This window comes from Fibrobacterota bacterium, from assembly GCA_019509785.1.
Lineage (GTDB): Bacteria > Fibrobacterota > Fibrobacteria > UBA11236 > UBA11236 > Chersky-265.
Genome location: JAEKLQ010000060.1, coordinates 1 through 26,006, shown reverse-complemented (window position 1 = coordinate 26,006; position 26,006 = coordinate 1). Strand labels below are relative to the sequence as shown.

The window sequence follows — 26,006 nt, the reverse complement described above, 5'->3', positions numbered from 1 at the left end:
GATTCCCAAGCCCCGTTGGCCGGCTCGGCGTCGTTATCGTCATAGCGTCAGAATTGGAAGTAGATGAAGCGGTCGGGCGGCGCGAAGTACCGCGTCAGCAGGAAGCCCAGGAGCAGATAGAAGGCGACGCGGAACCAGACCGGGCGCGCGAAGATCCAGAAGACGTCACGGGCGGCCTGTACGCGGCTTTGCAGCCAGAAAACGGCGAGGCCGGAAAGCAGCAAGGTGGCCCAATCGATTTCCAGGCCGGATAGGCTCCAGCCCCCGCGGAATACGGCTCCCAATTGGGCCAATGCGGTATGCAGATCCGGGGATCGGAACACCAGGAAGCTCATGACTACGTAATGGAAGGTAAGCATGATGCATGCCGTCGCGTACCAGCCTTCTTTCCCGAATCGCGAGACCATTTTCTTGCGCCAGTTCCGCGTCGTCGCGAGGAAGGAGATGCCGAGCGCGTGGATGCCCCCGTAGGCGACGTAGAGCCAACCGGTTCCGTGCCAGACCCCGCTCGCCAGGAAGGTGGCCCAGATGGCGATCACGATTCCCGCGGTGCCCTGGCCTCGCAGGCGCAAGGAAACCGGGGCGAAGACGTTTTCATTGAGGAAGGCGGTGAGGGACGCGTGCCAGTGTTTCCAGAAATCGGAAAGGTTACGCGTGAGGAAGGGCGCGACGAAATTCTGGGTGATATCGATGCCGTAGGCGCGCGCGATCCCCCGCGCCATGTAGGAATATCCCGCGAAGTCCCCGAACAATTGCAGGGCGTAGGCGTAGCCGCCCAGCACTACGGATATCCCGTGCGCGCCCGGCCCGAGCAGGTTTTCCGACACCGGGGCCAGGTTGTCGGCGATGACGGCTTTCAAGAAAGCCCCTTGGGCGATCAGCCAGATGGCCTCCGAAAAGCGGCGGACGTCCCAGATCCGCTTCTTCTCCAACTGCGGGAGGAAATTGCGGGATGCTTCGATGGGCCCGGAAAGCACGGTGGGGAAGAACCCGGCGAAGAGCAGGCATGCGGTCAGATCCCTCTCGGCGGCGCGCCGGCGGAAATAGACGTCCAGGGTCAGGGACATCTTCTGCAGAGTCCAAAAGGAAAGCCCGATTGGTACTAGCATCTTGAGCCACTCGGTAGGCATGCGCCAGAGGCCGAAGTCGATCGGGAGGAAGCGCCCGAATTTGCAGGCGGCGAGCGCGCCGATGTTCAGGAATACGCTGGCCCATAACCAGGCTTGGCGGCCCCGGGGCGAAGCCGCCTTCTCCAAGCGCAGGGCGATCATCCATTCCAGCGCGGTCGACGCGATGAGAAGGCAGGCCGTGGCGCGGCCCAGGGAAAAGAGGAAAAACAGGGTACCGCCCAATAAGACGCGGTTTTGCCATTGCCGATCCGGCGTGAACCAGTAGAGCGTGAGCAGGATGGCCTGCAGCCCAAGGAAGGGAACGGAGAGGAAGTCCACGCGGGCGATCAGTTTCCGCGGGTGGACGCGATCAGGTCGAGCAGATCCCCGACCGTAGTGGCGCTTTGCAGACGCGTTGAATCGGCGAAGCGGATCCCGAAAGCCTTTTCCAATCCGACCACGATGTGGAGATGATTCAGGGAATCCCAGCCTTCCACCGAAGCAAAAGCGGTTTCCGGCTTGATGTCCAGATCCTCTTCGCCGATCACGGAAGAAGCGATTCGGGCCACGGCGGGCAACAGTTCGGTTCGGGTCATAACATGCTCCTACGCGAATCCCCGGGGGACCTCCCCGGGCTTGGACCGCGGAACTGGAATTTAAGGTGCGGGCGCCGGAAAAACTTAACCACGCACCAGGGGTGCGTCACCCTCAGGCAGGGAAATTTACCCCGAAGCCAGGGGCAAAACAAGCGGAGGTTCGCGTGGGAGCCCGATAATCTTCCCTATTTGTGATTTGCGCTTTTGGAAGCCCCTCCGCCTTCATGATCCTTTCCGCACATCATTCCGCCCTCGTGATCCATCGAGGCGCCGCCGGCCTTTTTAATCTCCGCCTTGCACTGCTCCATCATGTCCTGCATTTTGGCGAAATGGGCGTCCACCTTCTCCAAGGCGCCTTTCATTTTGGCCTTGTCCCCCGACTTTAATGCGTCCTGTACGGTCTGCCGAAGCTTGCCCATTTCGGCCGAGTCCGCCATGCAATCCATATGGGCATGCATACCGGCGGGAACGATGGCGGCCGAATCGGTAGGGGAGGGGGATTTGGGGCCGGCGATAGCGGCGCTCAGGCCCGCCGCCAACAGCAAGGCGGCACCGGCCGGGAAAGCGGATCGGATACGGAAGGGGACGCGCATGGATTCTCCTGGAAAGGTTCCGGGTTAAACTACAATGCCCCGGTCCGGAAGCGCGCGAAGGGATGGGATAATCCTTGCCGGATTGGCAATCGACGGCGACGCCAAGGATGGAGGTTCGAGGTGACTACCTTTTGGGACCTTATGCCGGAGCCCATCGAAAAGCAGCCCGCGAGCCGGGTCGCCATCCGCTTCCAGGATTGCGACCCCTTCGGGCATCTCAACAACGCCAAGTATCTCGAGTACTTCATCAACGCCCGCGAGGATCACCTCAAGCTCGCCTACGGATTCGATCTCTTCGCCAAGGGAAGGGAAACCGGATGCAGTTGGGTGGTCGCCCGGCACCAGATCGCCTATCTCGCCCCGGCCAATTGCGGGGAAGAGGTCTTGATCAAGACGAGCCTGCGGCGATATACCGATCAGGGCGCCATGGTGGAAAGCCGGATGCATAATGCGGCCGACACGCGCCTGAAAACCCTGCTTTGGACCGATTACGTTTTCGTACGGCTGGACACCGGGCGTCCTGCCAAGCATCCCGCGGATATCTTGGCATTCCTGGAGAGCGTTCACCTTTCCGAAGAAGGGTTTCCGGCGGAGTTCTCGGCTCGTGAACGCGCCCTGGCGATCAAAATCCTTAGGGACTCATAGACTCTTAACTACGATCGCGATCGAAGGGCGGAACTTCGGGATCCCGATTCCGTTCCATCGCCGCATCCAGGGCCCTCGCGGCTTCGTAGCGGCCTTCGCGGCCCAGGGAAGCCTGTAAGCCGATCCTCTGGTACCTTTCCGATACCAATCGATCCCATACCAGCTTCCGGACGTCATGGCCCAGTATGATGACGTTGATGCCCTCCAGATCGTACCGTGCCAGCGACAGGAGGTCGTTGTCCCGCGCCCACAGCACCCAATATTTTTCGCCCGGCCCGGCCGCCGATAGTTTTGCCGCCGAGGCGTTCTTCACCGTCCGATCGATTTCCCAAAGATGGGAATCCGCCCCCTGCCAATGCACGTCGCTACGCAGGTTGAGCGCATCGCCCGCATCGCCTTCGTAACGCTTCTCGACGGAAACAGCGAAGCCTAGATGCCGCCCCAATCCGCATAAGGCTTCGGTCAAAACGCGGGTAACGTCCGCCCAATACGCGATGGCGCGCCGGTCCAGGGCCATGAGCAAGCGGTATTCGAGAAAGGCCCGGTACTGTCGCGAGGTTTCGGCCGGTAGCATATCCTATAAACTATAGGTTCCTCCATTCCCTTGCGGGCCCGGTCCATTCCTTCCTATTTAGGGAAATGGCCTTACTCCCCATCGCAGTGCCTTTATTGGCCGCGCTTGCTTTTCCCATCGGAGCCCTGTCCCTCAAGCGCGCCACGCAGAAAGGGCGGGATGTCTTCGGGCTGGTGCTCGTTTGCGATTTCGCGGTGGCCACGGTCTTCCTGCCATTGCTGTTTCCCCTGCGCGGCCCGCCGCCGGGAGCGGCCTGGTGGCAGCCATTGGGGGCGGGAGCCGTTTTCTGCGTAGGGCAAATCGCCGCCTTTAAATCGTTCCAGGGCGATCTTTCCATCGCCATCCCGATGCAAGGAGCCAAGGTTCTGGTGGTCGCCTTATTGGCTTGGCTCGCCTTAGGCCAGTCCCTGGGTCTGAAGTTCTGGGTGGCGGCGGCGCTGAGCGTGGCGGCCATCCATTTCCTGAACGAGCCTGGACCGGCCGATGCCCGCCCCAAACGTATCTTGGCCACCTCCTTGTGGGCCGGCCTAGCCGCCATCGCCTTCGCCGCATTCGATGTGGCCATGCAGGCCTGGTCGGCGGTTTGGGGGGCGCGCGCTTTTTCCGCTTACGCCTTCACCGCCCAAGCGCTCTTTTCCCTGCCTTTGCTTTTTGTCCCCGCGCGCGGCCGTTCCCGCTTTTCCGCGGTCCAATCGGGCTGGACCGCATTGGGCGCGGGGACGATGGCTTTCATCACCTTGGGATTGGCCTTGATCATCGGCGAATCCAGGCAGGCCGCTTTGGTCAACCTGGTTTTCAACACGCGTTGCGTGGCCAGCGTGATCTTCGTCTGGCTGGCAGGGAAAAAGTTCGGGGACCACGAGGCGGATTCGGGCCGGCGCGTCATGGCGCGGAGGTTGGAGGGCGCGGCCCTGATGCTGGGAGCCTTGGGCCTGGCGCTCATCTAACCTAGAGAGTCCCTCGCCTGCGCCACCGATTGATTACCCAGGCCGCGCTGGAGGCGATGGATACCAGATCGGATATGCGCACCCGCTTTTCTCCGGGACGTAGCGATTCGGCCAAGGCGGCGCGCGCGCCGGGACGGCTCAGTTGTCGGAAGGCGAAGAATCCGATCGCGCCTCCCAGCAGAACCAACAACTGCGGTTGGGCCCGGCGGAGCGCGGGATTTTCCGCGGCAGGATCGGGGGTCATACGCATGACGGTTGCCGGATTGGCCTTGACAGGATTGACGCTCGCGGGTTTGGGTAAGCCTTGCACGCGGCGGGACTGTTCGGAGATGGGTTCCGCGTAGGGCGAGGGTTGGATGTGGGAACCGTATCGGTTGGCGAAAACCTTGGTGAATTCCGCGCCGAAGAAGAGGATTTGCGCCGAGTAGTAAATCCAGATCAGGATGAGGACCAGGGAGCCCGCGGCCCCGTAGGCGGAGCTCACGCTGCCGCGCCCCAGGTACAGGCCGATGAGATAGCGGCCGATGGAGAAAAGGAAAGCGGTCACGAATCCGCCGATCCACACGTCCCGCCAACGTACGGTGACGTCCGGAAGCACCTTGTAGATGAGCGTGAAAAGCAGGGCGGTGACCCCGAAGGAGATGGCGAAGTTAAGCAGTTGCATGAGGGCGGGAGGAATCGGCAGGATGCCTTCCAGGTAATGGCCGAGGGCCGAGAGGACCGCGCTGATCACCAGGGTCACCAGCAACAAGAAGCCGATCACCAGCACCATCGAGAAGGAGAGGAAGCGGGTCCGCAGGAAACCCTTGATCCCCAGGCCGGGCTTCGGCTGCACCTGCCAGATGGTGTTGAGGGCATCCTGCAATTGCCCGAAGGCCCCCGATGCGCCTATCAATAAGGTGACGATCCCGACGATGGTGGCCAGGATGCTTCCGCCCTTTTGGTTCACGCTTTGCACCATGGTCTGGATGGCCTGCGCGCCTTGGTCGCCGACCAGTCCCCGGATTTCCCCGAATAGCTGGTTGCTGGCCGCATCCCGTCCGAACACCAAACCGGCCACCGCGATCGCCAGGACCAGCAATGGGGCGATGGAAAAGATGGTGTAATAGGAAAGAGCCGCGGCCAGGCGCGAGGCCTTGTCCTCGCCCCAAGCCTTGGCGCTATCCTTCGTCAGGGTGAAGGCGGTTTTCGGGTTGAAATGCATGAGCACTCCAGGCCTTTTCCATAAGATACGTTTGCAGCCCAGGGGGGAAAAATCCGGTATCCCCGATTTTGACGAATCAGGCCGGATAGAATATCATGTCTTTCAGCCACGCATCCGTTCCCGATTCCGCCGCCATCGATAAAACGAAAATGAATAAACTCAGCTTGCTCGCCAGGCATCCCGAATTCGGGATCCTAATCGCCGCCAACGTGGTCTTGGGAATGGCCTATTCCCTGGTGCTTCCCTTCGCGTCCCTGTACGGAACCCGGGCCCTGGGCCTAAGTCCCATGGCCTTCGGCTTGTTCATGACCGCCAACGCCCTGGCCGGCATCGGCATTTCCGTCCGGCTGTCCGGCTGGTCGGATACGCGTTTTTCCCGGAAGACGGTCTTGCTGCTGGGGGGTACGACCGGGGCCTTGGGGTACGTCGCCTACGGCTTGATCCGGGATCCCTGGGTCCTGCTCCCGATCAGCTGCCTGGTCCTGGGGATCTCGTCGGTCGCCTTTTCGCAGACCTTCGCCCTGGCCCGGGACCTGCTTTCGCGGCGGGGCGTTCCCCCCGGGGAGATGCCCTTCTTCATCAACATTTTCCGTCTCTGCTATGCCTTGGCCTGGACGATCGGGCCGGCCATCGGCGCGCGCCTCTTGGCGCGATGGTCCTTCGGCGGGACCTACCTCGCCGCCGCCGGACTGTTCGTCGTCTTCACCTTGGTCGTCGCCTTCGGCGTCGAACGATTGCCGCCTTCGGAGAAGTCGAAAGCCGCCGCGGCCGCCTTGCCCCTGTCCAAGGCATTCCGCCTGCCCGGCTTCCTGGCACATTTCATGGCCTTCGTCCTTATCCTGTCCTGTTCCACCATGGGCATGATGAATCTGACCTTGCTCATCCTGAACGTGTTGCATGGCACCGAAGCCAATGTGGGCGCGGCTTACAGCCTGGCCCCGATCTTCGAACTGCCATTCATGTATTATGCCGGCGTGCTGGCGACGCGCATTCCCACGGCGCGGCTTATCCGTTGGGCGGCCCTGCTGGCCGTCGTTTATTACGCGGGCCTGGGGCTGGCGCAAGCGCCTTGGCAAGTCCTTTGCCTGCAAGTGCTCAGCGCGGCCATGGTCGCCGTCAACGGCGGATTGGCGATCACCTTTTTCCAGGACTTCATGCCGGGACAAGCCGGCGCGGCCACCAACGTTTACTCCGCCGCGGCCCGCATCGGATCCACCGCCGGATACCTGCTCTTCGGGGCCTTGGGGTCCGCGTTCGGTTACCGGAGCGTGTATGGGGTCTGCGCGGCCTTTTGCGCATTCGCCTGGGGCATCATGCATCTGCGCCGCGGATTCGCCCACAGCGCCGCTCCCGGAACCGCAAGCGGCTAGACCGACGCGGGAAGATCCCCCGACGCGCGGAAAGTTCTCCCGCGGGCGCGCGAAGCGGGCTACTTTATAAGCATCCGCAGGCGCCGAATCGGTAGCCTGCAGGGATATGCGGGGGCATGATGCGGTTTCGGTTTGCGCCTAGCGTGCTTTGGATTCCGCTCCGATTGATCCCGCTCCTGATCATCCCGCATGTTGCGATCCTCATGGTTTCTTGCGCCGATCGGATCGCCGATCTGAAAGGGCATGTTCCGGATCCGGCCCGGGACGTGGGAGCGCCGCCCGTCGACGGGGCCGTTCTGCTTTTCGACGGCTCCCACGGCCGGGCCGCCGCCGCGGCCGAACTGCAAGCCAATTGGCAGGATTGGCCCCGCTTCACGCCCTCCGATATCATGTTCCGCCTCGTCCGCGATCCGCAATACCCGGACGACACCAATCGCGTGGCCCTGCAGAGCTGTTGCAATACGGTCTGGGGCTACGACGACATCCAGGCGAAAGTCGGCCTATACCAGGATTGCCGCATCCACGTGGAATGGATCGGCATGGGCGGGTACGATACCCCGTACGACATCGCGGCGCCCAATCCCAATGCGTCGGATCCTTCCGGTCCCGGCGAACCGGGCTATATCAACAGCGGGGTCTATGCGGCGAGCCGTTACGAAGTGCAAATCCAATCCTGGGACGTTTCCGCCGCCAAGGTTCCGGGCCTCCACGATATGGGCGCCATCGTAGACGACTACGCCCCCGTCGCCAACCTCAATCGGGCCAACGGCGTCTGGCAGGCTTACGACATCACCTTCCGCGGGGCGCGCTTCAAGGATTCCGTCATGACCGAACCTCCCTTCATGTCGGTATGGTGGAATGGCGTCTTGGTGCACGATAACCGGAAATTGACGGGCGCGGCGGCGGGGCTCGCGAACCATAGCGGCGAAGAGCATAACGATCCAGCCGTCTACGGCCTGAAGCTGCAAAGCGAAGGGCGCGACGTGAGGTTCCGCAACGTATGGATCAAGAAACTGGTCCTCGAGCAACCGCAGACGAATCCGGGCCCTTAGTTCCTATCCGGGCATCTGAGCCGCGTTCGCCTAACGCCAGGACGGGCTAGACTTCCGAGAGCAAGCGGGCCGCCTCGGCCACGGAGGAGACCAGGTTATCCGCCCCGATGGAAGCCAACATGCCCGCGTCTTCCAGGGCCTGGCGCGGTTGCGGTTGCAATCCGGCGAGCAGCAAGCGCATGCGATGATGGCGGCAATGGGCGGCCAATTGCCGGATGGCATGCAGGCCGGTGGCGTCGATATGGCCCGCATCCCTGAGGCGCACGATGATGGCCGTGGGTTTGCGCCCGGTTTCCTTGATGGATTCCTCGAAGCGCTGGGCCGCCCCGAAGAACAAGGGTCCATGGACGTCGAAAACCTCCACTCCCTTGGGCAGCGGTACGGCGCTCCAATCCTCCGCCCCGCCGGGAGAAGACGCGCGGGCTTCGATACGCACCGACTCGGACATCTGGCGCAAGAAGGCCAGCAGCGAGACCAGCATGCCCGCCTCCAGGGCCACGGTGAGATCGACCACGACCGTAAGCACGAAGGTGGTGAGGAGGATGGCGATATCCGATCGGGGGCTGCGGAGCAGCTCCATGAAGGTACGCCATTCGCTCATGTTATAGGCTACCACCGCCAGGATGGCCGCCAGCGCGGGGAGGGGAATGAGGCCTGCCCAACGGCCGCAAGCCAGCATGATGAGCAAGAGCACCAGGGCGTGCACGATCCCGGCGATGGGGGTGCGCCCGCCGTTCTTGACGTTGGTGGCGGTACGGGCGATGGCTCCCGTGGCGGGAATGCCGCCGAACAAGGGCGAAGCCAGGTTGGCCACCCCTTGGGCGATCAACTCCATGTTGGGCCGATGCCGGCCACCGATCATCCCGTCGGCGACCGTCGCGCAAAGCAAGCTCTCGATGCCCGCCAGCAGGGCGATGGTCATGGCCGGCCGGACCAGTCCCTGCACGGCGCCCCAATCCAAGTGCGGCAAGGCGGGCATGGGGAGGGAGGAGGGGATGGAGCCGAACCGCGAGGCGATGGTTTCCACCGGCAAATGGAAAAGCTGCGTTGCCGCGGTCGCCAACAGAAGCGCTATCAGCGACCCGGGTAACTTGGACGTTACCCGCGGCCAGAGGACTATGACGGCCACGCTCGCCAGAGACATGCCCAACGCCCAGGGATTGAAGGTCGATGCGGCGTGGAAATAGGCGGACCATTTGGGGAAGAAATCGGCGGGTACCTTCTCCATCTGCAGGCCGAAGAAATCCCGCACCTGGGAACTGGCGATGAGGGCGGCGATGCCGCTGGTGAATCCCACCGTGAGGGGGTAGGGGATGAAGCGGATGAGGGATCCGAGGCCGGCGAAGCCCATGGCGATCAGGAACGCCCCCGCCATCATGGTGGAGATCATCAGCCCGTCCAATCCGTACTTTTGGACGATGCCGAATACGATGACCACGAATGCGCCCGTAGGGCCGCCTATCTGCACCCGGCTTCCCGATAAGGCCGAGATGAGAAAGCCGGCCACCACCGCCGTGATCAGCCCTTTCTCGGGCGAGACCCCGGAAGCGATGGCGAACGCGATGGCCAGCGGCAAGGCGACGATGCCCACGATAAGGCCCGCCAACACGTCGTTCCAAAGCGCGTGCCGGTCGTAACCGCGGAAGGCCGTGAGGATTTTCGGGCGCAGAATGGAGCGGGGCAGATTCGGCTTCGGGATTTCGGATGTCGGCCGGCCGGTGTCGGGCGGGGTCATCGGGGACCTCGGGTTATCAGGATCTTCCGCATAGTTTAAGAAAATCGCCTATCGCCTGGCTCCAAACGAGTTTTGCCATTTTGGCGGAGGCCGTCCAAGATGGCGCGGCCTGTCAGTATGGCGGGCAAGCGGTAATGATTAGGGAGTACAAGCGGGAAGGCCGCTATAGCCGCACTTGGACAAACTCGAATTGGGGGTGATGGTGGTGTCCTTGCCGGGGGACAAGAGAACGGTTTTGGTGGCCTCGTAACCGCGCAAGGCCCCGGCCAAGGTATCGATGGCATCCATCAGCAAGGTATGGGAGGTGTTGGGCGTAAAGTATTTGTAGGCCAGGAGCACGTCGAAGGACTTGGTGCCGAAGGGCTGGAAGGCGAAGGACGTATTGGTGGTCGTAAAGCTGACGGCGCTATAGGCTCCGATAGCCACCGCGGAACTGTTGTTGCTGGTCCAGCCCACACAGTAGAAATCCGAAGCCGTGCCGCTGCTGCGCAAAGTCCAACTGGTCCCGTCCGCGGTGGTCAGGATCACGCCGCCCTTGCCGACCGCGGTTCCGGTTGTCGTACTGGTCATGTATATCCCCGTCAAATCCGCCGTGGTCCCGCTGGTCAGCGCCGTCCAGTTGGTTCCGCTATTGGTCGTCTTGAGGATGACGCCGCCGTTCCCGACCACGAAACCGGTCGCGGCGGCCGGGAAGTGCATCGCGTTCAGCTTCTGGGTGGTTCCGCTGGTTTGCGCGGTCCAATTCGTGCCCCCGTTGGTGGTGCGCAGGATAACGCCATTGTTACCGGCCGCATTGCCGTTGTTCGCGCTACTGAAGTAAGCGGCATTCAGATCCTGGGTGGTGCCGCTGGTTTGGGGAGTAAAGGTAGTGCCATTGGTTTTTAGGATCACCCCGCCCGCCCCCAGCGCCCATCCGTTGGTGGTACTGGTCCAATAAGTGGCATACAGGTTCGCGGATGTACCGCTCGTCACCGTCGACCAGGAAGTCCCCGTGGTGGTCTTCACCACCACGCCACCCGCCCCGACCGCGAATCCGGCATTGGTCCCCGGCATGTTCACGCCATACAGGTTGGCCGTCGTCCCGCTCGTCGCAGCGGTCCAATTCAAACCCCCGTTGGTGGTGCGCAGGATGGTGCCCGAATCCCCGACCAGGATCCCCGTGGTGGTACTGGGAATATCGACCGAACGCAAGGCGGGCCCCACCGGCATGGAATCGCGGGTGACCCCGTCCACCCGGATGCGGACGTATTTCACGGGATTGGTCAGGCTGGCCGGGCTATTGGAAACAAGCCTGGCGCGCAGGATGGCGTAGACCGGATTCACCGTCTTGGAGATGAAGGTGGTATCCCCCGGTTTCACGATGAAAGTCACCGAGTCGCGATGCACGGTATCGACGCGGGCGGGGCTGGCCGTGGTATCGATGGTATAGATGACGGCCTTCCAGGTGCGCAGGGGCGCGAGCGCGAAGGTCTTCGCGGGGATGACGATATTGCCCGTATCGGCGCGTCCGCTGATGGGGTACCTATTGACCAAAGTCGACTCGCCCGAGGTGCTGAGCCGGATGACCAAGCTATCCAAACGGAAAAGGGTATCCGTATTCGTCGCCCGCTTGAGCAGGGCGTTGGCGCTGGGCTTAAGGCGCAGTTCCAAGCTCGCGTAGCCGACGCCGTTCGCATCCGGATCGCGGACCTCGAAAAGACACCCCGATAAAAGGTAAGCCGACAGGAGGGTTGCCCAGGATAAGCGGATTCCCGCGGCATAACGCCGCATCCATCGCCTAACCGATTCTTGCTTAAGGCTGATCATTCAAGCTGGTGAGTCACTAAACCAAGTGTACCCTTCTCCCGTTCCTACTCACCATTATCGGCATGGCGAGGAGGCTCCCCCTAGGGAGCGAAGGCTTATTCCTGGCAGGATTTGCGGAGTTTGGGATCTTGAATAAATTATTCGTAGAAAGGATGATTGTTGTAACGTATATTTAATGCCATGGACCTCTCCCATCTGAAACAAGCTAGCGCGAAGCTCGGCCCCGGGGAAAAGATGCCGGTGCTGTTCATGGGGCACGGCTCGCCCATGAACGCATTGGAGGACAACGAATTCACCTTGGAGTGGGAGAGGACCGCCGCTTCCCTGCCCAGGCCGCGCGCCATCCTCTGCATTTCGGCGCATTGGCTCACCCGCGGGAGCTTCGTAACCGCCATGGAAAAGCCGCCCACCATCCACGATTTCGGCGGCTTCCCGGAGGAGCTATTCGCCGTGGATTATCCCGCGCCCGGCGATCCCGTTTTGGCCGGGCAAACCAGTTCGCTGGTAAAAGGCGCGGAGGTCCAGGCCGATCAGGACTGGGGCTTGGATCACGGCGCCTGGAGCGTCATCAAGCGTATGTACCCGCAGGCCGACGTTCCCGTCGTGCAACTGAGCATCAATTATCATCGTCCCCCGCCTTGGCACTACGATCTGGGCCGCGAACTCGCGGCCTTGCGGGAGAACGGCGTCTTGATCCTGGCCAGCGGGGACATGGTGCATAACTTGCGCCGCCTCGCTTTCGATCGCCTGGGCGAAGCCTATGGCTTCGATTGGGCCTTGGAGGCGCAAGCCAAATTCAACCAGTTGATCCTGGCGCGCGATCACGCTGCCTTGATCGATTACGCATCGTTGGGGGAAGCCGTGCGCCTATCGGTGCCGACCCCGGATCATTATTATCCGCTCCTATACGCCTTGGCGCTGCAAGGGAAGGGCGACGACGCGGCGATCTTCAGCGATAAGGTGATGGGCGGTTCGGTCTCCATGACCTCGCTCCGCATCGGCTAGCCGCAGTAGGCATACGGGCCGGAAGCCCGGGCGGTTGCCGGGCCTGTACCGATCCGGAGGCTCAGCGGATGATAACGGAATCGGCCCCGAAGCATTGTGGTAGGCTCGCATACAGGTCCGCCCATGTGGACGGATTCTCCTGGGAAGAGAACAGGATGTACCGCGCGCCCCGGCCGTCCTTCCGGAAAGTCCAAGTCCGATTGGTGATATTGAATGCGTCGCTCCAGGGAGTGGCGAAAAATTGGAAGGGAACCCAGATTTGGCCCTCCCAGCGCCAAGTGTCCACTTGCGCCGGTCCGAACACGAGGTGGATTTCCATCCCCTGAGGCCATTCGAAGAGCGCCGGAAGGGTGTCCCGTTGCGATTCGCGGATGTAGTTGAATTTGACGTAACGCGGATTGTCCCAGGTGCGGATATCTGCCGGGTTGGGAAGCCCGGCGGCCCCATCCGGCGCGCGCAGGACGATCTCGGTCCGCGACCAGTGGCCGTCCTCGACCGACGTATCCTTCAAGGTCGTGTAATCGTCGGCCAGGTTCAACAATGTTCCGCCCGGGTATTTCCAGCAGACGCCCGAATCGACGGCCGAATTCGTCCCGGAAAGGAGGTAGTCCATTCCCATCATCATGAGATGCAGGGAGGATATTTCCACGGAATCGTAATCATTGAAGATAGAGGAACGGGCGGTGACCGTGATCTCGGGGTTCCCCACCTCCGTGCCGGCCCGGCGATCGTCGCACCCGGCAATGGCCAGGGCCGCTCCCAGCAGCCACGCCAAACGCTGACGCATTTCCTCAGGCCCCCATCTCGGTAAGGGGGAAAAGCTGGATGTTCACCTGCACCACGTCCTCGCCCACGCCGGGTTCGGCCGCCAGGTTCAACAGCTCTTTCCGCATCAATTGGATCTGTTCCTTCACCTTCGCGAAATCCTTGGCATGGATGGGGATGGTAATGGAGGAGATATCGCGCTTAGCAGCGGGCAGCGTATCGAGAGAGGCGGCGGCCATGCGGATCATTTGGTGATGGTAGTTCTTGACCAGCAAGGAGCGTACTTCGTCGGAGGTAGTGATGTTCACGTCGCTTTGCGCGAAGCCGTTGGCGGTCTTCTTAAGCAGGCCGAGCATGGCCAAGAGCTTCAAGGATTCCTCCGCTTCCTTTTCCGTGATGGCTTTCCCCATCTTCTTCGCCACCCACTTGGCATCCGGCCGGAAGCCCTTGGCGGCCGCCAACTCGCGCACCGCGATATGGCGCCAATCCGAGAACAGCTGGAACTGGGCTTCGTCGAGCCTGCGCAGCCCGGCCTTGGCACGCGTCCGTAAGATATTCCCATAATACACATTGCGCTCGGGTAACGTCTCGGCTTGGTTGAAAAAAACCAGATTCTCGAAGAATTCGGCCCTCGTTCCCTTGAGTTCCAATGCCACCGCGAACTTGACCAGGGATTTCTTGGTGAGATTACGCTTACCATCCATGACCATCTTCAGGTAATTGGGGCTGCTGATCCCCGCCTTCTTCGCGAAGTAGCGATGGGAAAAGATCGGTGAATCGGATTTCTTGAACTCGTAATAATCCGCCAGGTAGGTGCGGTAGTTCGAGTAATGCAGTACGTCCGGCGCTTTATTCTCGTTGCTCATATTACTCGTGTGCCGGACGTTTCGCGGAGGGCCGGCAGATCCAGTATACCCGACGGGAAGCCCTCAGTATACCCCTCGGCCTCCTTTTCCCGTTAACAAATGTATACGAAAATGGCTTCCCCGACGGCTCCTCCCGGGGCCGGCAAGCGTAGTTTTGTTCCAGGTCCGGTAAAACGGGTCCCGCATGGATTCAAAAGGGAAATACATGGTCGTGGTAGTTGAGGAAATAGGGGTCAAAGTCCAGGTCAGGGTGGCGGAAATGCCGCGGGACCTCGCATCGGAGGTCAATTCTCCCGCTTTCTTGAAAGCCTTACGGAACGGGCCTCCGGTGGCGGATCGGGCTTTCCGCGATCTGACCGTCCATCTGCGCTTTCCCCTAATCCGGTTCATCGGGCGTTGGCTACGCGACACCGAGGCCATCGAAGACGTTATGCAGGAGACTTTCCTGGCGGTCCACCGTAGCCTTCCGCGCTTCGAAGGCAAGTCCCGCCTCACCACCTGGGTGTATTCTTTGGCGCATCATAAAGTCATGGATCGCCTTTCGGAAAAATACAAGCCGGGTTACGGCGTCGAGCAGGCCCCGGAACATAGCTTGGACATCGAGGCCGTGGACCCTTGGCCGGACGAGCATGCGCATCAGACGCTTTTAATTAAGCAGGTACGGGCCGCGGCCCAGGGTATTCCCGATCTGTACCGGGAGGCCTGGCATCTCCGGGACGTGGAAGGCATGACCGGGGAAGAAGCGGCGGAGGCCCTCGGGATCACACCGACCCTGGTCCGGGTACGCTTGCATCGCGCCCGGAATATGATCGTGGCGCGCTTGCGCCGGGACCGCCCGGGCCTTTTCACGGAAGCGAAGTAGGGCGCTTGCCGGCAGGCCCCGAGGCCGTCCCTATCCCTTGCGGTAGGCGTCGGCGCTGAGGCCGGCCTCTTCCATCAGTTTCATCATCCATTTCCGATCGACGTCGAGGAGCTTGGCGGCCAGGGATACGTTGCCCCCGCTGCGATCCAACGCGGCGGCGATGGCTTCCTTTTCGGCGCGGGAACGCGCCTCCTTTAAAGTGGGCAGGGCGCCCGGCTTCCGCGCCTCGTTCCCGCCCGCTTGCCATTGCAGGTCCTCTCCCCGGATGGACGGGCCGTCGCACAGAAGGATCGCTTTCTGGATCACGTTTTCCAGTTCGCGCACGTTCCCGGGAAAAGCGTATTCGAGCAGCTTGTTGCGCGCGCTTTGGGAAAGGGTTTTCGCCGGCAAGCCGAATTGCTGCAAGTATTTCCGCAGCAGGTATTCGGCCAACAACAGCACGTCCTGGCCCCGTTCGCGCAAAGGCGGAAGGGAGAGATCCAGCACGGACAGGCGGAAAAACAAATCCTGGCGGAACCGGCCGCCCGCCACCTCGGCGGCCAAATCGCGATGCGTGGCCGAGACCACGCGCACGTCCACCTTCACGGGATTGGGATTGCCGATGCGGTTGATTTCGCCTTCTTGAAGGATGCGCAAAAGCTTGACCTGAAGGGATAAGGGCAAGTCGCCGATCTCGTCCAGGAAAACGGTGCCGCCGTCGGCGGCCTCGAACAAACCGATCTTCCGCTGGTCGGCGCCCGTGAAGGATCCCTTCTCGTGCCCGAAGAGTTCGCTTTCGATCAGGTTCTCGGGAATGGCGCCGCAATTCATGGCCAGGAAGGGCTTGGCGGCGCGCGGCGATTGCGCGTGCAGGAAGCGCGCCAGCATTTCCTTGCCGGTGCCCGTCTCGCCCCGGACAAGCACGTTGCCTCCGGTGCGCGCCATCTTGCGCGCCAGATCCAGGGCGGCGGTCATGGCCGGGGACGCGTGGATGATGCCCGGGGCGGGTCCGGCTTGGGCCTGTTGCAGGCGAGCGATGGATTCCTGCTGGCGGGCCAAGGCGCGCCGTTGCGTCAAGAGCGCCCCGAATAGGCGGCCTAGGGATTCGCAGAAGACGCGATCCTCTTCGGTGAACGGGTCCGATCCGCCCAGGCGATCGAGGTACAGATAACCGATCGGATCATCTTCGAGGGCCGTAACTTCGCCTTCCCGCAGGCAAACGCAGAGGATGGTTCCGATGGCGTTCTTGCGCAGGGAGTTGATGCTGTCGCCGTCCTCCCAATCGCTGCCCTGCATCAGGACAGCGCTGCGGGATTCCTTCGCCCACTCGATGGCCCGCCGGGAGAACCGATCCAAGCCCGCGCCCGCGGGGTAACGGGCGAGCGTCCTGCGTTCCCCGGCGGAATCCTCTTCCACCACGCGGGCGGCATCGCAGCGAAGCAAGCGCGAGACGCTGGCGACCAGGGCGGGAAAGAGGTCGGGGCCCTTCTCGGCGAGCAGCCCCGTCACGCATTCGATAAGCTCGGCCAAGGGCGAAGCGCTTTTCGCGGCCGCGGGGGCCCAGGCTTCGGCATCCGACCGGAAGGTGAAGGCGGTTCCTGCGATTTCGATCCGGTCGCCCTCGGACAGCGGTTGCAGGCCGTTCACGGGCCCGCCATTCAAACGTATGACGCGCTCGGGGGAGAGGTCCTGCAATTGGTAGCCGCCGGCTTTGAAGAGCACGTGGCCGGCGACGGGGGGCGCCTTACGGCCGGGCACGCGTAGCCCGCACTCGGACGCCGATCCCAAAGTCAACAAGCGGCCCGTAAGCGCGACGATTTCGCCGTCGGTTTCGCGCACCAGGCGCGGGCCCAGCGTGGCCGCGCTCATCCGGGCCCACCTTTAAGCTTCAGGATCTTGCGCTGGAAGGGCAGCAGATTGAATCGTTCGGGACGCGGGGACGCGGCGCAGGCGATGGCGTGCTCGCCGGGACGCAAGGCCAAGCCTTGGGACATGGATCGAGCCGGCCGCAGCCTGCCGTCGATCCGTATGCTATCGCAGGGGAGGGCCGGATCCAGAAAGACCCATCCGGACAAGCGCCCGGCCCCGCCGCTAAGCGTCCCGTCGCCAGCCGATCCGACGCCCGATGAACCGACGCCAACCTCGCGAAAGCGGCTTGCTTCCTCGGCGCTGCGGGCCGATCGCCCGGGCAGGAGTAACGCGCGGGTTTCCCCCCGGGGCCTAGGCGCTGCGACCCGATCATGGCGTTCGCTGGCGCGCCCCGCGAAATAGCCTATCGCCAAGGCGGCGGCTACCCCGGCGGCCACGCCCACGGCCCAAGCCTTGCGGTTTCGGAAACGGCCGCCCGCCACCTGCGGGAATGCTTCCATCAGCTTCAAGGCCTCGGCGTATTCGGGATCCTCTTGCAGGCATTCCGCGAGCAGCCAATAGGCTTCCTCCCGGCGGCGCGCGAGCAGCAATTGCTGGGAGGCTTTCAAGAGCAGGCGGGATAAGGCCTCGGAGGCCGACTTTTCCAGCGACTCCTTGAAACCCGCGGCGAAGACCGCCGGGGGCGGGACCCGCCAGGCTTCCCACAGGGCGGCGGCCGATTCGGGTCGCGCCGAAGGCTCCAGGGAAAGCAAGGGGGCTGCCAGTTCTTTCCAGGGCGGGCCCGGGTCCAACTCGGAAAGGACGCGGCCTAGGGCGTAGAGATCCGCGCGCATCAAATCGGCACCGGCATCGCCCCGCCAGATTTCCGGGGCCATGTAGGCGGGAGTGCCTTTCACGACTCCGGCCATGGACATGCCGCCTTCCCCGATTCTCTTGGCGAAGCCGAAGTCGACCAGGTGTACGGTCTGGGAAACGGAGACCAGGACGTTGGCGGGCTTCAGATCGCGATGGGCGAAACCGCGCCGATGCAGTTCGGCCAGGGCGGAGACCAGGGCCGTGGCCAAGGCCGCGCGATCGGCGGGGCGGGGCACTCCCCGCGCGAGCAAGGCTTGCAGGGACACGCCTTTGATCCATTCCATCACCAGGAAGACCTGGGGTCCGCGCGCGAAGGCGTCGTAGAGCGCCGGGATGCCGGGCATGGAAAGGCTCGCTTGGGTGCGCGCCTCTTCCAGCAGCTTGCGCCGTAGGCCGGGGTCCTTTTCGTGGAGCACCTTGATGGCCACCCAACGATCGAGTACTTGCTGACGTGCGCGGTAGACTGAAGAAAACGAGCCTTCGCCGATGGCCATGGGGTGGGTGAAGCCTTTGGGGAGGCGGGGGATCATGGGGACTCCCGTAGCTTCTTTTCCGCCAAGGCGAACCAATACAGGATGTCCTCGTCGTCGGGAAGCGCCTTGAGGGCCGCGAGCCAATGGGCATGGGCCTCACGCGCGTCCCCGGCCTGCCAGCGGATCATCCCCAAGTTGAAATGCGCCGATGCGTCGGCGCTATCGAGGCCCAGGGCCTTCCGGAACAAGGCTTCCGCCTTGGCAGCATCGCCGAGCTTACCGTAAACGATGCCCGCCAGGTTCACGGGCCGCGGGTCGCCCGGTTCGCGATCGATGGCCTTGGATAGGGCGGCCAGGGCATCCAAGGTATCCTTCGAACGCAACAGGCCGCGGGCCCGGTCCAACCAGGCTTCCGAAAGCAGCCCTCCGATATCGGAAGCGGGCCGCAGGGTGCGGCAGGCCTCCAATTGCATCAGTCCTTCGGCGAAAGCGGAGCTGTCGTTTTCGGCATAGGCTTTTTGCAAAAGGGCTTGGCCTAGCCCGAGGCGGGCCTCGTAGCCGCGGGGATCCGATTCCACGGCGCGCGCGAAGAAACGCTGCGCCATGGGATAATCGCCCAAGGCCAGGCAGGCCTGGCCCTTGTCGATCTCATCCGAACGGCAGCCCGACAGCATGGCCCATGCGAAGGCCGCCAACGCCATGCGCCGGAAAAATCCGCTCACCATTCCCAGGCCCCGTTCCATTGAAGGGAAATCCCCGCGTCCCAGGCCGGGATCCAGATGGGCGAAACGTTCTCCAGATTGGAGGCGTAACGTTTCGCGACCGCGGTAAGCGAGATATTCCCCCAGCGGCCGAAGGCGCGCCGCAGGGTAGCTTGGGCGCTACCCTGTCCTTCCAGGCGCGTCCGCCTTTCGCGCCGGAGCGGAGAGGTCCCGTAACTTTCCTCGAAACCCCCGTTCACCTGGTGCAAGTATCCGGCGTATTCGCGGCCATCGGCGCGGCTGCGGACCAGTACCAGGACGGCGGAGTCCTTCGACGCCTCGGGCAGGAACGTGGGCGCGCCCGCGGGCACGGGTGCGTAATCCCGCAGATAAGGTTCGGGATACCAGGAACCGGACAAGGCCAGGGTGATTTCCGCGGCCAGCTTTCCGGGCAGCGGCCAGGCATAAGTGGCCTGGGGCGAAATGGACAGGAAGGATTGCGGCGAGCGCGAAGAGACGTCCGCCGAGTCCGGGTTCTGGGTGTAGAACTGGTAGTCCAATTTCTTGGAAGTCGGGTTGATGGCCTTGGCGTAGGCGGGATCGGAGTAATGCGTAGGCGCGGCCGCGCGGACGTCGTCCACGTAAAGGAGGCCCGTTTTGGAGGCATCGGAGATGGATGCCGATCGGAATCCGCTCAGGCTGGCCGAATAACTGAAACCTCGCCCGGTGCGCAGGCTATTGTCGCGATACCAGGCGAGCCAAGCCGTTTGGTAACGGCTCCGGCCCTCCCCGTTCCATTCCGATTCGACGCCTGCCGTCATCATGGTAAATCCGCCCGGGTTTAAAGATAGCCAGGAGGCCTCGCCCTTGCAGTCGCTTACCCACCCGCTCCCGGTCACCCGGCCGCCGCCGGCCCCCGCGCCGATCGAAAGGCCGGGCGTCAGCCAGCCTTCCTCGCGCAAGGTCGCCACCGCGCGGGAGTCGATCGAATCCTTGGCGTAGGACTTCAGACCCTGTACATCAAGCTCCGCGATCCAATCGACGTTTGCCGAGCGGGCGAATGGCGTGGCGATGCCGGCGCCCAAACGATGCTCGAAGCCGTTAGGAGCGTAACCCACGGGATCCCCGAAGGGAGCCATGCGGGCGGGTTCGTTCCTTTCCGCGAACCACCCCGATCCCAAGCGCGCGGTGAGGCGGATCGGCCTCCGGCTTTTTCCGGGGACGCCCTGCGGAAGGGAATCCCGCAAGGCCCCCGCATCACGGGCGAGGCCGGCGGAAGTATAGAGCCGATATCTTTGCAATAAGACCGAATCCCGGAAAGGTTCGCTGGCAGGAGTTCGGATGGCGAGATTGAATCCCATGGCCGTATCGAGCGCCCCCTTGCGCCAAGCCGCTTCGGACAACATCCAGTACAAGCTGTCCTCCGACATGCCCGCGGCATGGGCCGCCAGGATGGGCGCGAGCGCTTCTTCCGGTTTACCCGCCCGCAAAAGGCTGTCCGCCCGGGCGGCCTCCCCGGCATAGGCGGGTTCCGAAGCAAGCGCGGCGGATACGGCAACCAGGCAAACCAGCAGGAGGCCATATAGGCGATGCGCCCCGATCAGCATGCGTAAGGGCAATTGTAGTTCTTTGGGGGAGGGGAAGGCCACTTCCGCGCGGGGAAGGTTCGGCCGCCCGGGGCCCGTCTCAGCTGCCGGGGGCCCGGCTTAGCCGCCGGGCTTGAGGTACCAGAGGGAGACGCTACGGAACCCGTTAGGTGCGCCGATCGAGCCGCGTTTGCGTCCCATGGCGTCGAACCAATGCTCGGCGGGAGTGCCTGGTGCCCGTCGAGCGCCGGGGACCTGGACGACAGCCTCGATCGGCGTCGAGAACTTGAGCGTCGCGATCACCCCGGTATAGAAATCCAGGTTGTTGGTCATGTCGGTGGAATCGCCGATAGCGTAGATCTCGTAACCGTAGTTGCCCACCGCGGCGTAGCGGATATACTCGCAATAGGTCGGATCGCCGTCGGCGGGGTACATCACCGAATAGGCTTCCGGGGCCCATACCGTCCCGATCTTGGCGACCTGGGAAGAGTCGTAGTACATGACCGCGCCGTACGGGAAAACCGAGTTCTCCACGCTCAGCTTATAGGCGATGAATTGGGCCTGGCTCCAACTCGCGGCCGTCGGATAGGTCGCCTTATCGATGCTGTAGCGCAAAATGGATATCTGGCTGTGGTAGGCGCGCGTGCTATCGCGGAAATAATCCTGCAAAGGTTTGGATTGCGCCAGGTTCCAATGGGCCGGCAGGGAGACGGCATAACCGATCTCTGGGTTGGAAACGTCGACGGCCCAGGCTGTCGCCAGGGCCGCGGTCATCAGGAATGTAAAGGCTTTCATGAAGTCGTTACTTTTCGAGTTCCTTGAATTCGGCCTGTTTCTGCTTCCGTCTATTATCGAGATCGGAGATGGCCTTGTCAACACGAGCCTTCACTTCGGGCGGCAAGGCTTGCAGGGCTTGGGAACGTTTGGCTTCTCCGGCCTTGCGGACCGCATCCGGATCGACGGGCCCCGGGGCCGGTACGGCGGCGTTCCCCTTGGCGCCGTGGGCCGAATCCACCAGGGCCCGCTTATCCTGCGGGAGCGATTTGAGGATGTCGGAAAAGATCGCGTCGTAGTCTTGCTTCGCTGTGGCCGCATGGGATTCGGTCGCTGCGGGCTTGGCCGGTTGTTGCGCGGGAGTCGAGGCGGGATCATCGGCCCAGGTTGCGGTCGTCAGAAGGGCCGCGATGGAGAGGGGGAGGAAGGCGATGCGAAGGTTCATGGTCGGCGCCGGGTTGCGGTTTCTCTCGCCAGGATATTATAAGACAAGATACGGAAAAAAGGGGGCCCTCCCCTTGCGGGGAGGGCTCTTGGAAAGCGACATCAAGGGTTCTTGGCGTCGGCTTTCCGATCCTCGAGGCGCTTGGACACGACTTCCTTGGCTTTAGTCGTGCGTTCCTTCGCGTCGTCGGGGAGTCCATTGAGGGCATCGAGGGCCTTCTGCAGATTCAATTGGGCGGCGGCCTTCTTCTCGGCGATCGCGGCCTTGATTTCATCGGGGGTCTTGCCGGAGGCTTTCATCGCATCCATATCGGCTTTGGCGGCTTTTGCTGCTTCGCGGGCTGCAGCGATCTTGGCAGCCACGTCGGCAGGCATATGCTTCATGGCTTCGGCGAACTTGGCGCTGGAGATGGCATTGCCGGTGCTGTCATGGGCGGCCGGGTCGACGGGCTTGCCTTGGGCGAAGGCGCCCGAGACGAGGGTCATTCCGACAGCGAGGGTTGCGATTAGAGGCTTCATGCTTCGATCCTGGTATTATGGGTTCGTACGCTTCGCCAAGGCGGAAACGAACTTGAATCAAGGTAAATGCAAGAGGGATGCCAATCGCAGAACGGCGATTGTATGTGAAACGGAGGGATGGAAGAAAGACAGGCTGGGGTGTTGTGACCCCAGTTGCTTGGGGTCGGAGGCGATAAAGACGTTAATCCTCTGAAATCGTTGAAAATAAGCGCCTTTTTAGGGCTGGGGTTTCCAGACCCCAAACCCTAATCGGAAACCTGATTCGTCCGAGTTCTTAAATGCCCAGGTATTAATAGAGGGTTCATTTAGAAAGGCTTCGCGCCACGCCGGTGCGAACGTAGCGGACCACTTGCTTGCCCGTCTTGAAGCGGAACTGGATTTTCCAGATATAAACCCCGTTGGCGGCTTTCTGCCCGCGCCCGTCCTTCAGATCCCAGACCAGAAAGCTGACCAGGCCCTTGCCGTTCTTCGCCCTGCGTTTCGTGTTGGCCAACTCGCCTCGGTAACCGAATGCCTGCGAGAAGGTCTTCATCCAACTCCCCAGGTTATTGTAGATGGAAACGTCGGCGACGTACTCGGCGGTGGAAACCACTTGCACGGCGCCTATGCCCTGAGGCATGCCTTCGTTCTTGGCGGGGTCCTGGCCCGGCTTTACGGAGTCGCCCGGGGCATGCTTCTCGGGGGAATAGACTGAGGATCCGGGGACGTACCCCGCGGGCCAATCGGCGGGAGGGATCCATTCCACCACCCAGTTCGATCCGGCTTGCGTCGTGAATTGGCCGCTGGCATGGGTATCGCCGTTGCTGACCGCGAAGCTCGGGAGGTTCGGATCCAGGCCGGCCACGGGTGGATAGCCTTGCAGGAATTCGATGCGTCGGGGGGGAAGATTTCCCGTCAGGATTTCCCCATGGACTGGAGGCAGGTTGCCGGACAGGTCGGAGTAGGTTCCGTTTACGTTCAGGTAGACGCAGTCGCCGACCATGGGCCGCGGCCCGGCATCGCCGCCCAGAAGGAGGGTATAGATCAGTCCCGACGAATCCGCAGTAGGCGGAGCGGACGGAGCGATCTGAAGGGTAGCGGGGTAGTCGGAACATTGCCCGTTCGAGGCGGCGCCCATCCGGACCAGGTCCTTCCAATCGGAACGAGTGGCCATCTTTTCTGAGACGGTAATCTTAAGGGTATCGACATTCAGCGATTGCGAATTGCCGCTGGCCTGGCCGTTGAAGGGATGGATTTCCCCCTTGATGAGGATGGGCCCCATGGAGTCGGCGATGACGGGCTTCTGGCCGCCGAAGGCATTGTCCGCTGGAAGGGTAAGGACGGGAGGCAGGGCTCCGGCGGGAATGCCGGTCAGGCCCTTCGGGAAAGGGGCGTTGGAAAGATCGATGATCACCACGCTAGGGCGCGCCGGGTCGATGCTAATGGAATTGGGTTTTCCCTTGAAGACGTGCTGGGGATCGTCGAGCAGTTGGTTCCAATAGATGGGGGTCACGGTCGCGGGAGGGGCAGGCACCGGGGTCGCGAATACGACGTATACCTTGTCGCCCCTGCCGTCGCCATCGCTATCCTTGATGTAGGCGCTCTGGGCCAGGTCCAGGCTCCAACTCACTTCCTTGGTAATCGTAGGCCCGTATACTTCGTCGGTATAGCTAACCGAGATCACGTCGGCCGTTTTGCAGGAAAGCGCCTGATCGGCGGCATTGGCCGGCCCGCCGTTTTTCGGGATGTCGGCCGACTTATAGCTGCCGTCGGGTTGCTCGAAAAGAGGTACCCGGGACAGGACGTCCCCGGAAGCGCAGCGGACTTCGGCCCAGACCGTGTCCAGGCCGCGCGTGAAGCTCTGGTCGGTTACCTTCACGGTAACGCAAGTCGTGGCATTGCCGATGGCCGCCAAGGTATCCGGACAGGCGCGTACGTTCACGGTCGCCGGCTTGTCCGGATAGGCCACGTTCAAGGTGGCCGTCGCGGTTCCCCCATCCGGTTGCCCGAGGCGGCTATGCGACTTCACGGAGGCGCTGACTTCGCCCAGCCAATACACCTGCGCTTTCCCATCGCCCGGCACCCCGCCGGCTTCTTCGATGGGCAGGCGGGCCTTCCAGGTACCCGTACTGCCGTCGCGGCTCAGCGGAAGCACGAACACACTCTCGCTGTCCGATGCCGCGGCTCCATGGCGGTTCTTGATCTTCACCACCACTTCCTTCCGGATGTCGCCGTTCACGTAGTCGTCGCTGTAGACCAGATACAGGGAATCGTTGGCGGGGGAATAGAAGGCCCCATTAGCCAGCTTGGTCCCGGCCTTGTCGGTGAAGGATAGTTGGGCGGGCACTTCATCGTTGACCAGGGAGAGGGTGGTGCGGAAGACGATATCGTCGAAATCGTAATCCGAGTTCGCCGGTTCGACGTTGTCTTCGAACCCGAACTCGACGATGCTGTCGTTGGCGCGTCCCGCTACCGACCAGCGGTGCCCGTATTGCGGATTGGTAGGCGTGGATACGTATCGGCTTTGGCCGGGTATGTTCGGTCCCGTGTACTTCGGCAGAATGCTGGCCGGCGACGGGTAGATCCCGCTTGCGGGTTGGGTGACGCGATACACGAAGTAAAGGGTATCGCCAATGGGGATATCGTGGCGATCGCTGAGTACCACCGTGGTCCCCACCGGGTCATGATTTTCGAAAAGGCGATCTTCCACTCCCGTCTTGGGGTCGATGAAGAAAAGGTCCCCCGTCCAGCCGGCTCCGTTCCCTTTCAAACTGACCGTGACCGGATGGAGGGTGGTCCGGGTAAACGAGGCGCCGACCCATAAGGTATCGACCGACCAAAGCGCCGGATTGGCCCAGGGTTTGGGGAAGATGTCGACTTGGGCCGAAACCCGCATCGCGGCGGTGCTGGCGAAAAGGGCAAGAACGGTGGTTAACCTGCGCATAGCGGATACCTTCTGATGGATCGGAACCTGGATACGGAATAAGCCGGCTTGCGCTCCAAGATAGGGCGGGGAATCCGTATGCGCTATCCGAATGTTGGGACATGGAACCATTTGGGCCGAAACTGACATCGGAACCGGAGCCCGGAAAAAAACCGAGCCATGGAGTCCGCCTCCCAGGAAACACCCTTGGTCGGAAATTCTCGGAAGTTCGCTACACCGGTTCCGGATCGGCTTGGAAAGAGGGGGCCGGATGCTTATGTTCGCGGGAATGCAATGGGCAAAGGGGTTCGCATGGGTGGCGATCGACTGACTGCGCGATGGGTTCCGGGCCTGGTGTTGGCCCTGGCGGCGTTGGCCCGGGCCGGGGAGGATTACGCCTCCTGGGCCTCCTCCCGCGATTTGGCATTGGACGCATCGCCCGCCGGCGCCAACGTGACCACCGATCTTACCGGCTTCCCTTTGGCCCTTTCCTTAGGCGCGGAGTCCGCCGACCTTTTCACCCAGGCCAAGTCGGATGGATCGGATCTGCGCTTCGCCGCCATTGACGGTACCCATCTTCCTTATCAAATCGAGTCCTGGGACGGGGTCGGGCACAAGGCCGCCATCTGGGTGCGCCTGCCCTCCATCAAGGCGGGCCAAGTCCTGCATTTGCGGGCGTACTGGGGCAAAGCTTCCGCTGCGGACAGTTCTTCTGGGCCGGCGGTATTCGGTACGGCGGACGGTTTCCAAGGCGTTTGGCACATGGGTTCCACCG

24 protein-coding genes are annotated in these 26,006 nt (G+C 62.4%); 7 read left to right on the top strand and 17 right to left on the bottom strand.

The window, feature by feature from the left end:
- Positions 1–47: 47 nt before the first annotated feature.
- From JF616_17990 to JF616_17980, 3 genes are all read right to left on the bottom strand, one after another.
- A complete protein-coding gene (locus JF616_17990) occupies positions 48–1,448 on the bottom strand; it encodes an MBOAT family protein (GenBank protein ID MBW8889651.1) in 1,401 nt (466 codons plus the stop codon).
- A gap of 8 nt (positions 1,449–1,456) precedes the next feature.
- Entirely contained in the window at positions 1,457–1,705 is a 249-nt protein-coding gene (locus JF616_17985) for an acyl carrier protein (GenBank protein ID MBW8889650.1), read from the bottom strand.
- 185 nt (positions 1,706–1,890) lie between these two features.
- On the bottom strand, positions 1,891–2,298 hold the full coding sequence (locus tag JF616_17980) for a hypothetical protein (GenBank protein MBW8889649.1): 408 nt from the start codon (positions 2,296–2,298) through the stop codon (positions 1,891–1,893).
- A gap of 141 nt (positions 2,299–2,439) precedes the next feature.
- Here JF616_17980 and JF616_17975 point away from each other — a divergent pair, with 141 nt between their 5' ends.
- The gene (locus JF616_17975; protein ID MBW8889648.1) at positions 2,440–2,943 is read left to right on the top strand and encodes an acyl-CoA thioesterase; all 504 of its coding nucleotides are present in this window, start codon (positions 2,440–2,442) and stop codon (positions 2,941–2,943) included.
- Positions 2,944–2,947: 4 nt separating this feature from the next.
- Here JF616_17975 and JF616_17970 read toward each other — a convergent pair whose 3' ends face one another.
- Positions 2,948–3,517, bottom strand: a complete 570-nt coding sequence (locus JF616_17970; protein ID MBW8889647.1) for a hypothetical protein — start codon at positions 3,515–3,517, stop codon at positions 2,948–2,950.
- Between the two features lie 65 nt (positions 3,518–3,582).
- On the opposite strand from JF616_17970, the gene JF616_17965 reads away from it, so the two are divergent.
- Positions 3,583–4,464, top strand: coding sequence for a hypothetical protein (locus JF616_17965; GenBank protein ID MBW8889646.1), 882 nt, complete (start codon positions 3,583–3,585; stop codon positions 4,462–4,464).
- Position 4,465: 1 nt separating this feature from the next.
- On the opposite strand, the gene JF616_17960 is transcribed toward JF616_17965, so the two are convergent.
- Positions 4,466–5,668, bottom strand: a complete 1,203-nt coding sequence (locus JF616_17960; protein ID MBW8889645.1) for a YihY/virulence factor BrkB family protein — start codon at positions 5,666–5,668, stop codon at positions 4,466–4,468.
- A gap of 95 nt (positions 5,669–5,763) precedes the next feature.
- On the opposite strand from JF616_17960, the gene JF616_17955 reads away from it, so the two are divergent.
- Complete coding sequence (locus JF616_17955) at positions 5,764–7,038, top strand: sugar efflux transporter (GenBank protein MBW8889644.1); 1,275 nt, start codon at positions 5,764–5,766, stop codon at positions 7,036–7,038.
- Between the two features lie 164 nt (positions 7,039–7,202).
- Positions 7,203–8,090 carry a DUF1080 domain-containing protein gene (locus JF616_17950; GenBank protein ID MBW8889643.1) on the top strand — a complete coding sequence of 296 codons (888 nt, stop codon included), beginning with the start codon at positions 7,203–7,205 and terminating at the stop codon, positions 8,088–8,090.
- 46 nt (positions 8,091–8,136) lie between these two features.
- Here the strand turns inward: JF616_17950 and JF616_17945 are convergent, their stop codons facing one another.
- Together JF616_17945 and JF616_17940 are read right to left on the bottom strand one after the other, a co-directional pair.
- Positions 8,137–9,762, bottom strand: coding sequence for an STAS domain-containing protein (locus JF616_17945; GenBank protein MBW8889642.1), 1,626 nt, complete (start codon positions 9,760–9,762; stop codon positions 8,137–8,139).
- Positions 9,763–9,963: 201 nt separating this feature from the next.
- On the bottom strand, positions 9,964–11,595 hold the full coding sequence (locus JF616_17940) for a hypothetical protein (protein MBW8889641.1): 1,632 nt from the start codon (positions 11,593–11,595) through the stop codon (positions 9,964–9,966).
- A gap of 216 nt (positions 11,596–11,811) precedes the next feature.
- On the opposite strand from JF616_17940, the gene ygiD reads away from it, so the two are divergent.
- A complete protein-coding gene (ygiD, locus tag JF616_17935) occupies positions 11,812–12,636 on the top strand; it encodes a 4,5-DOPA dioxygenase extradiol (GenBank protein ID MBW8889640.1) in 825 nt (274 codons plus the stop codon).
- A 61-nt stretch (positions 12,637–12,697) separates the two neighbouring features.
- Here ygiD and JF616_17930 read toward each other — a convergent pair whose 3' ends face one another.
- On the bottom strand, positions 12,698–13,423 hold the full coding sequence (locus tag JF616_17930; protein ID MBW8889639.1) for a hypothetical protein: 726 nt from the start codon (positions 13,421–13,423) through the stop codon (positions 12,698–12,700).
- Positions 13,424–13,427: 4 nt separating this feature from the next.
- Positions 13,428–14,267, bottom strand: a complete 840-nt coding sequence (locus JF616_17925; protein ID MBW8889638.1) for a TIGR02147 family protein — start codon at positions 14,265–14,267, stop codon at positions 13,428–13,430.
- 205 nt (positions 14,268–14,472) lie between these two features.
- Between JF616_17925 and JF616_17920 the strand changes: the two genes are divergently transcribed.
- Positions 14,473–15,129 (top strand): sigma-70 family RNA polymerase sigma factor, encoded by a 657-nt coding sequence (locus tag JF616_17920; GenBank protein MBW8889637.1) that lies wholly within the window; start codon positions 14,473–14,475, stop codon positions 15,127–15,129.
- Between the two features lie 30 nt (positions 15,130–15,159).
- Here JF616_17920 and JF616_17915 read toward each other — a convergent pair whose 3' ends face one another.
- The 8 genes from JF616_17915 to JF616_17880 form a co-directional block, all read right to left on the bottom strand.
- Complete coding sequence (locus JF616_17915; protein MBW8889636.1) at positions 15,160–16,977, bottom strand: sigma-54-dependent Fis family transcriptional regulator; 1,818 nt, start codon at positions 16,975–16,977, stop codon at positions 15,160–15,162.
- Positions 16,974–18,362 (bottom strand): serine/threonine protein kinase, encoded by a 1,389-nt coding sequence (locus JF616_17910; GenBank protein ID MBW8889635.1) that lies wholly within the window; start codon positions 18,360–18,362, stop codon positions 16,974–16,976. The genes JF616_17915 and JF616_17910 overlap by 4 nt, the downstream gene beginning before the upstream one ends.
- Complete coding sequence (locus tag JF616_17905) at positions 18,359–19,048, bottom strand: tetratricopeptide repeat protein (protein ID MBW8889634.1); 690 nt, start codon at positions 19,046–19,048, stop codon at positions 18,359–18,361. The genes JF616_17910 and JF616_17905 overlap by 4 nt, the downstream gene beginning before the upstream one ends.
- Positions 19,024–20,625, bottom strand: coding sequence for a hypothetical protein (locus JF616_17900; GenBank protein MBW8889633.1), 1,602 nt, complete (start codon positions 20,623–20,625; stop codon positions 19,024–19,026). Before JF616_17900 ends, JF616_17905 begins: the two co-directional genes overlap by 25 nt.
- Positions 20,626–20,712: 87 nt before the next feature.
- The gene (locus tag JF616_17895) at positions 20,713–21,387 is read right to left on the bottom strand and encodes a hypothetical protein (GenBank protein MBW8889632.1); all 675 of its coding nucleotides are present in this window, start codon (positions 21,385–21,387) and stop codon (positions 20,713–20,715) included.
- Positions 21,388–21,394: 7 nt separating this feature from the next.
- Positions 21,395–21,811 (bottom strand): hypothetical protein, encoded by a 417-nt coding sequence (locus JF616_17890; protein ID MBW8889631.1) that lies wholly within the window; start codon positions 21,809–21,811, stop codon positions 21,395–21,397.
- Between the two features lie 101 nt (positions 21,812–21,912).
- The gene (locus JF616_17885; protein MBW8889630.1) at positions 21,913–22,329 is read right to left on the bottom strand and encodes a hypothetical protein; all 417 of its coding nucleotides are present in this window, start codon (positions 22,327–22,329) and stop codon (positions 21,913–21,915) included.
- 301 nt (positions 22,330–22,630) lie between these two features.
- Positions 22,631–25,252, bottom strand: coding sequence for a hypothetical protein (locus JF616_17880; GenBank protein ID MBW8889629.1), 2,622 nt, complete (start codon positions 25,250–25,252; stop codon positions 22,631–22,633).
- A 273-nt stretch (positions 25,253–25,525) separates the two neighbouring features.
- On the opposite strand from JF616_17880, the gene JF616_17875 reads away from it, so the two are divergent.
- Positions 25,526–26,006: DUF2341 domain-containing protein (locus tag JF616_17875; GenBank protein ID MBW8889628.1), on the top strand; the 481-nt coding region annotated here is incomplete at its 3' end.

What these genes read in the sequence shown, in the direction of transcription:
- JF616_17890 (MBW8889631.1), bottom strand. Translation starts at nt 21,811, where the DNA reads ATGAACCTTCGCATCGCCTTCCTCCCCCTCTCCATCGCGGCCCTTCTG.
- JF616_17910 (MBW8889635.1), bottom strand. Translation starts at nt 18,362, where the DNA reads ATGATCCCCCGCCTCCCCAAAGGCTTCACCCACCCCATGGCCATCGGC.
- JF616_17880 (MBW8889629.1), bottom strand. Translation starts at nt 25,252, where the DNA reads ATGCGCAGGTTAACCACCGTTCTTGCCCTTTTCGCCAGCACCGCCGCG.
- ygiD (MBW8889640.1), top strand. Translation starts at nt 11,812, where the DNA reads ATGGACCTCTCCCATCTGAAACAAGCTAGCGCGAAGCTCGGCCCCGGG.
- JF616_17925 (MBW8889638.1), bottom strand. Translation starts at nt 14,267, where the DNA reads ATGAGCAACGAGAATAAAGCGCCGGACGTACTGCATTACTCGAACTAC.
- JF616_17975 (MBW8889648.1), top strand. Translation starts at nt 2,440, where the DNA reads ATGCCGGAGCCCATCGAAAAGCAGCCCGCGAGCCGGGTCGCCATCCGC.
- JF616_17965 (MBW8889646.1), top strand. Translation starts at nt 3,583, where the DNA reads ATGGCCTTACTCCCCATCGCAGTGCCTTTATTGGCCGCGCTTGCTTTT.
- JF616_17915 (MBW8889636.1), bottom strand. Translation starts at nt 16,977, where the DNA reads ATGAGCGCGGCCACGCTGGGCCCGCGCCTGGTGCGCGAAACCGACGGC.
- JF616_17985 (MBW8889650.1), bottom strand. Translation starts at nt 1,705, where the DNA reads ATGACCCGAACCGAACTGTTGCCCGCCGTGGCCCGAATCGCTTCTTCC.
- JF616_17895 (MBW8889632.1), bottom strand. Translation starts at nt 21,387, where the DNA reads ATGAAAGCCTTTACATTCCTGATGACCGCGGCCCTGGCGACAGCCTGG.
- JF616_17970 (MBW8889647.1), bottom strand. Translation starts at nt 3,517, where the DNA reads ATGCTACCGGCCGAAACCTCGCGACAGTACCGGGCCTTTCTCGAATAC.
- JF616_17905 (MBW8889634.1), bottom strand. Translation starts at nt 19,048, where the DNA reads ATGGAACGGGGCCTGGGAATGGTGAGCGGATTTTTCCGGCGCATGGCG.
- JF616_17930 (MBW8889639.1), bottom strand. Translation starts at nt 13,423, where the DNA reads ATGCGTCAGCGTTTGGCGTGGCTGCTGGGAGCGGCCCTGGCCATTGCC.
- JF616_17920 (MBW8889637.1), top strand. Translation starts at nt 14,473, where the DNA reads ATGGTCGTGGTAGTTGAGGAAATAGGGGTCAAAGTCCAGGTCAGGGTG.
- JF616_17955 (MBW8889644.1), top strand. Translation starts at nt 5,764, where the DNA reads ATGTCTTTCAGCCACGCATCCGTTCCCGATTCCGCCGCCATCGATAAA.
- JF616_17940 (MBW8889641.1), bottom strand. Translation starts at nt 11,595, where the DNA reads ATGCGGCGTTATGCCGCGGGAATCCGCTTATCCTGGGCAACCCTCCTG.
- JF616_17960 (MBW8889645.1), bottom strand. Translation starts at nt 5,668, where the DNA reads ATGCATTTCAACCCGAAAACCGCCTTCACCCTGACGAAGGATAGCGCC.
- JF616_17885 (MBW8889630.1), bottom strand. Translation starts at nt 22,329, where the DNA reads ATGAAGCCTCTAATCGCAACCCTCGCTGTCGGAATGACCCTCGTCTCG.
- JF616_17980 (MBW8889649.1), bottom strand. Translation starts at nt 2,298, where the DNA reads ATGCGCGTCCCCTTCCGTATCCGATCCGCTTTCCCGGCCGGTGCCGCC.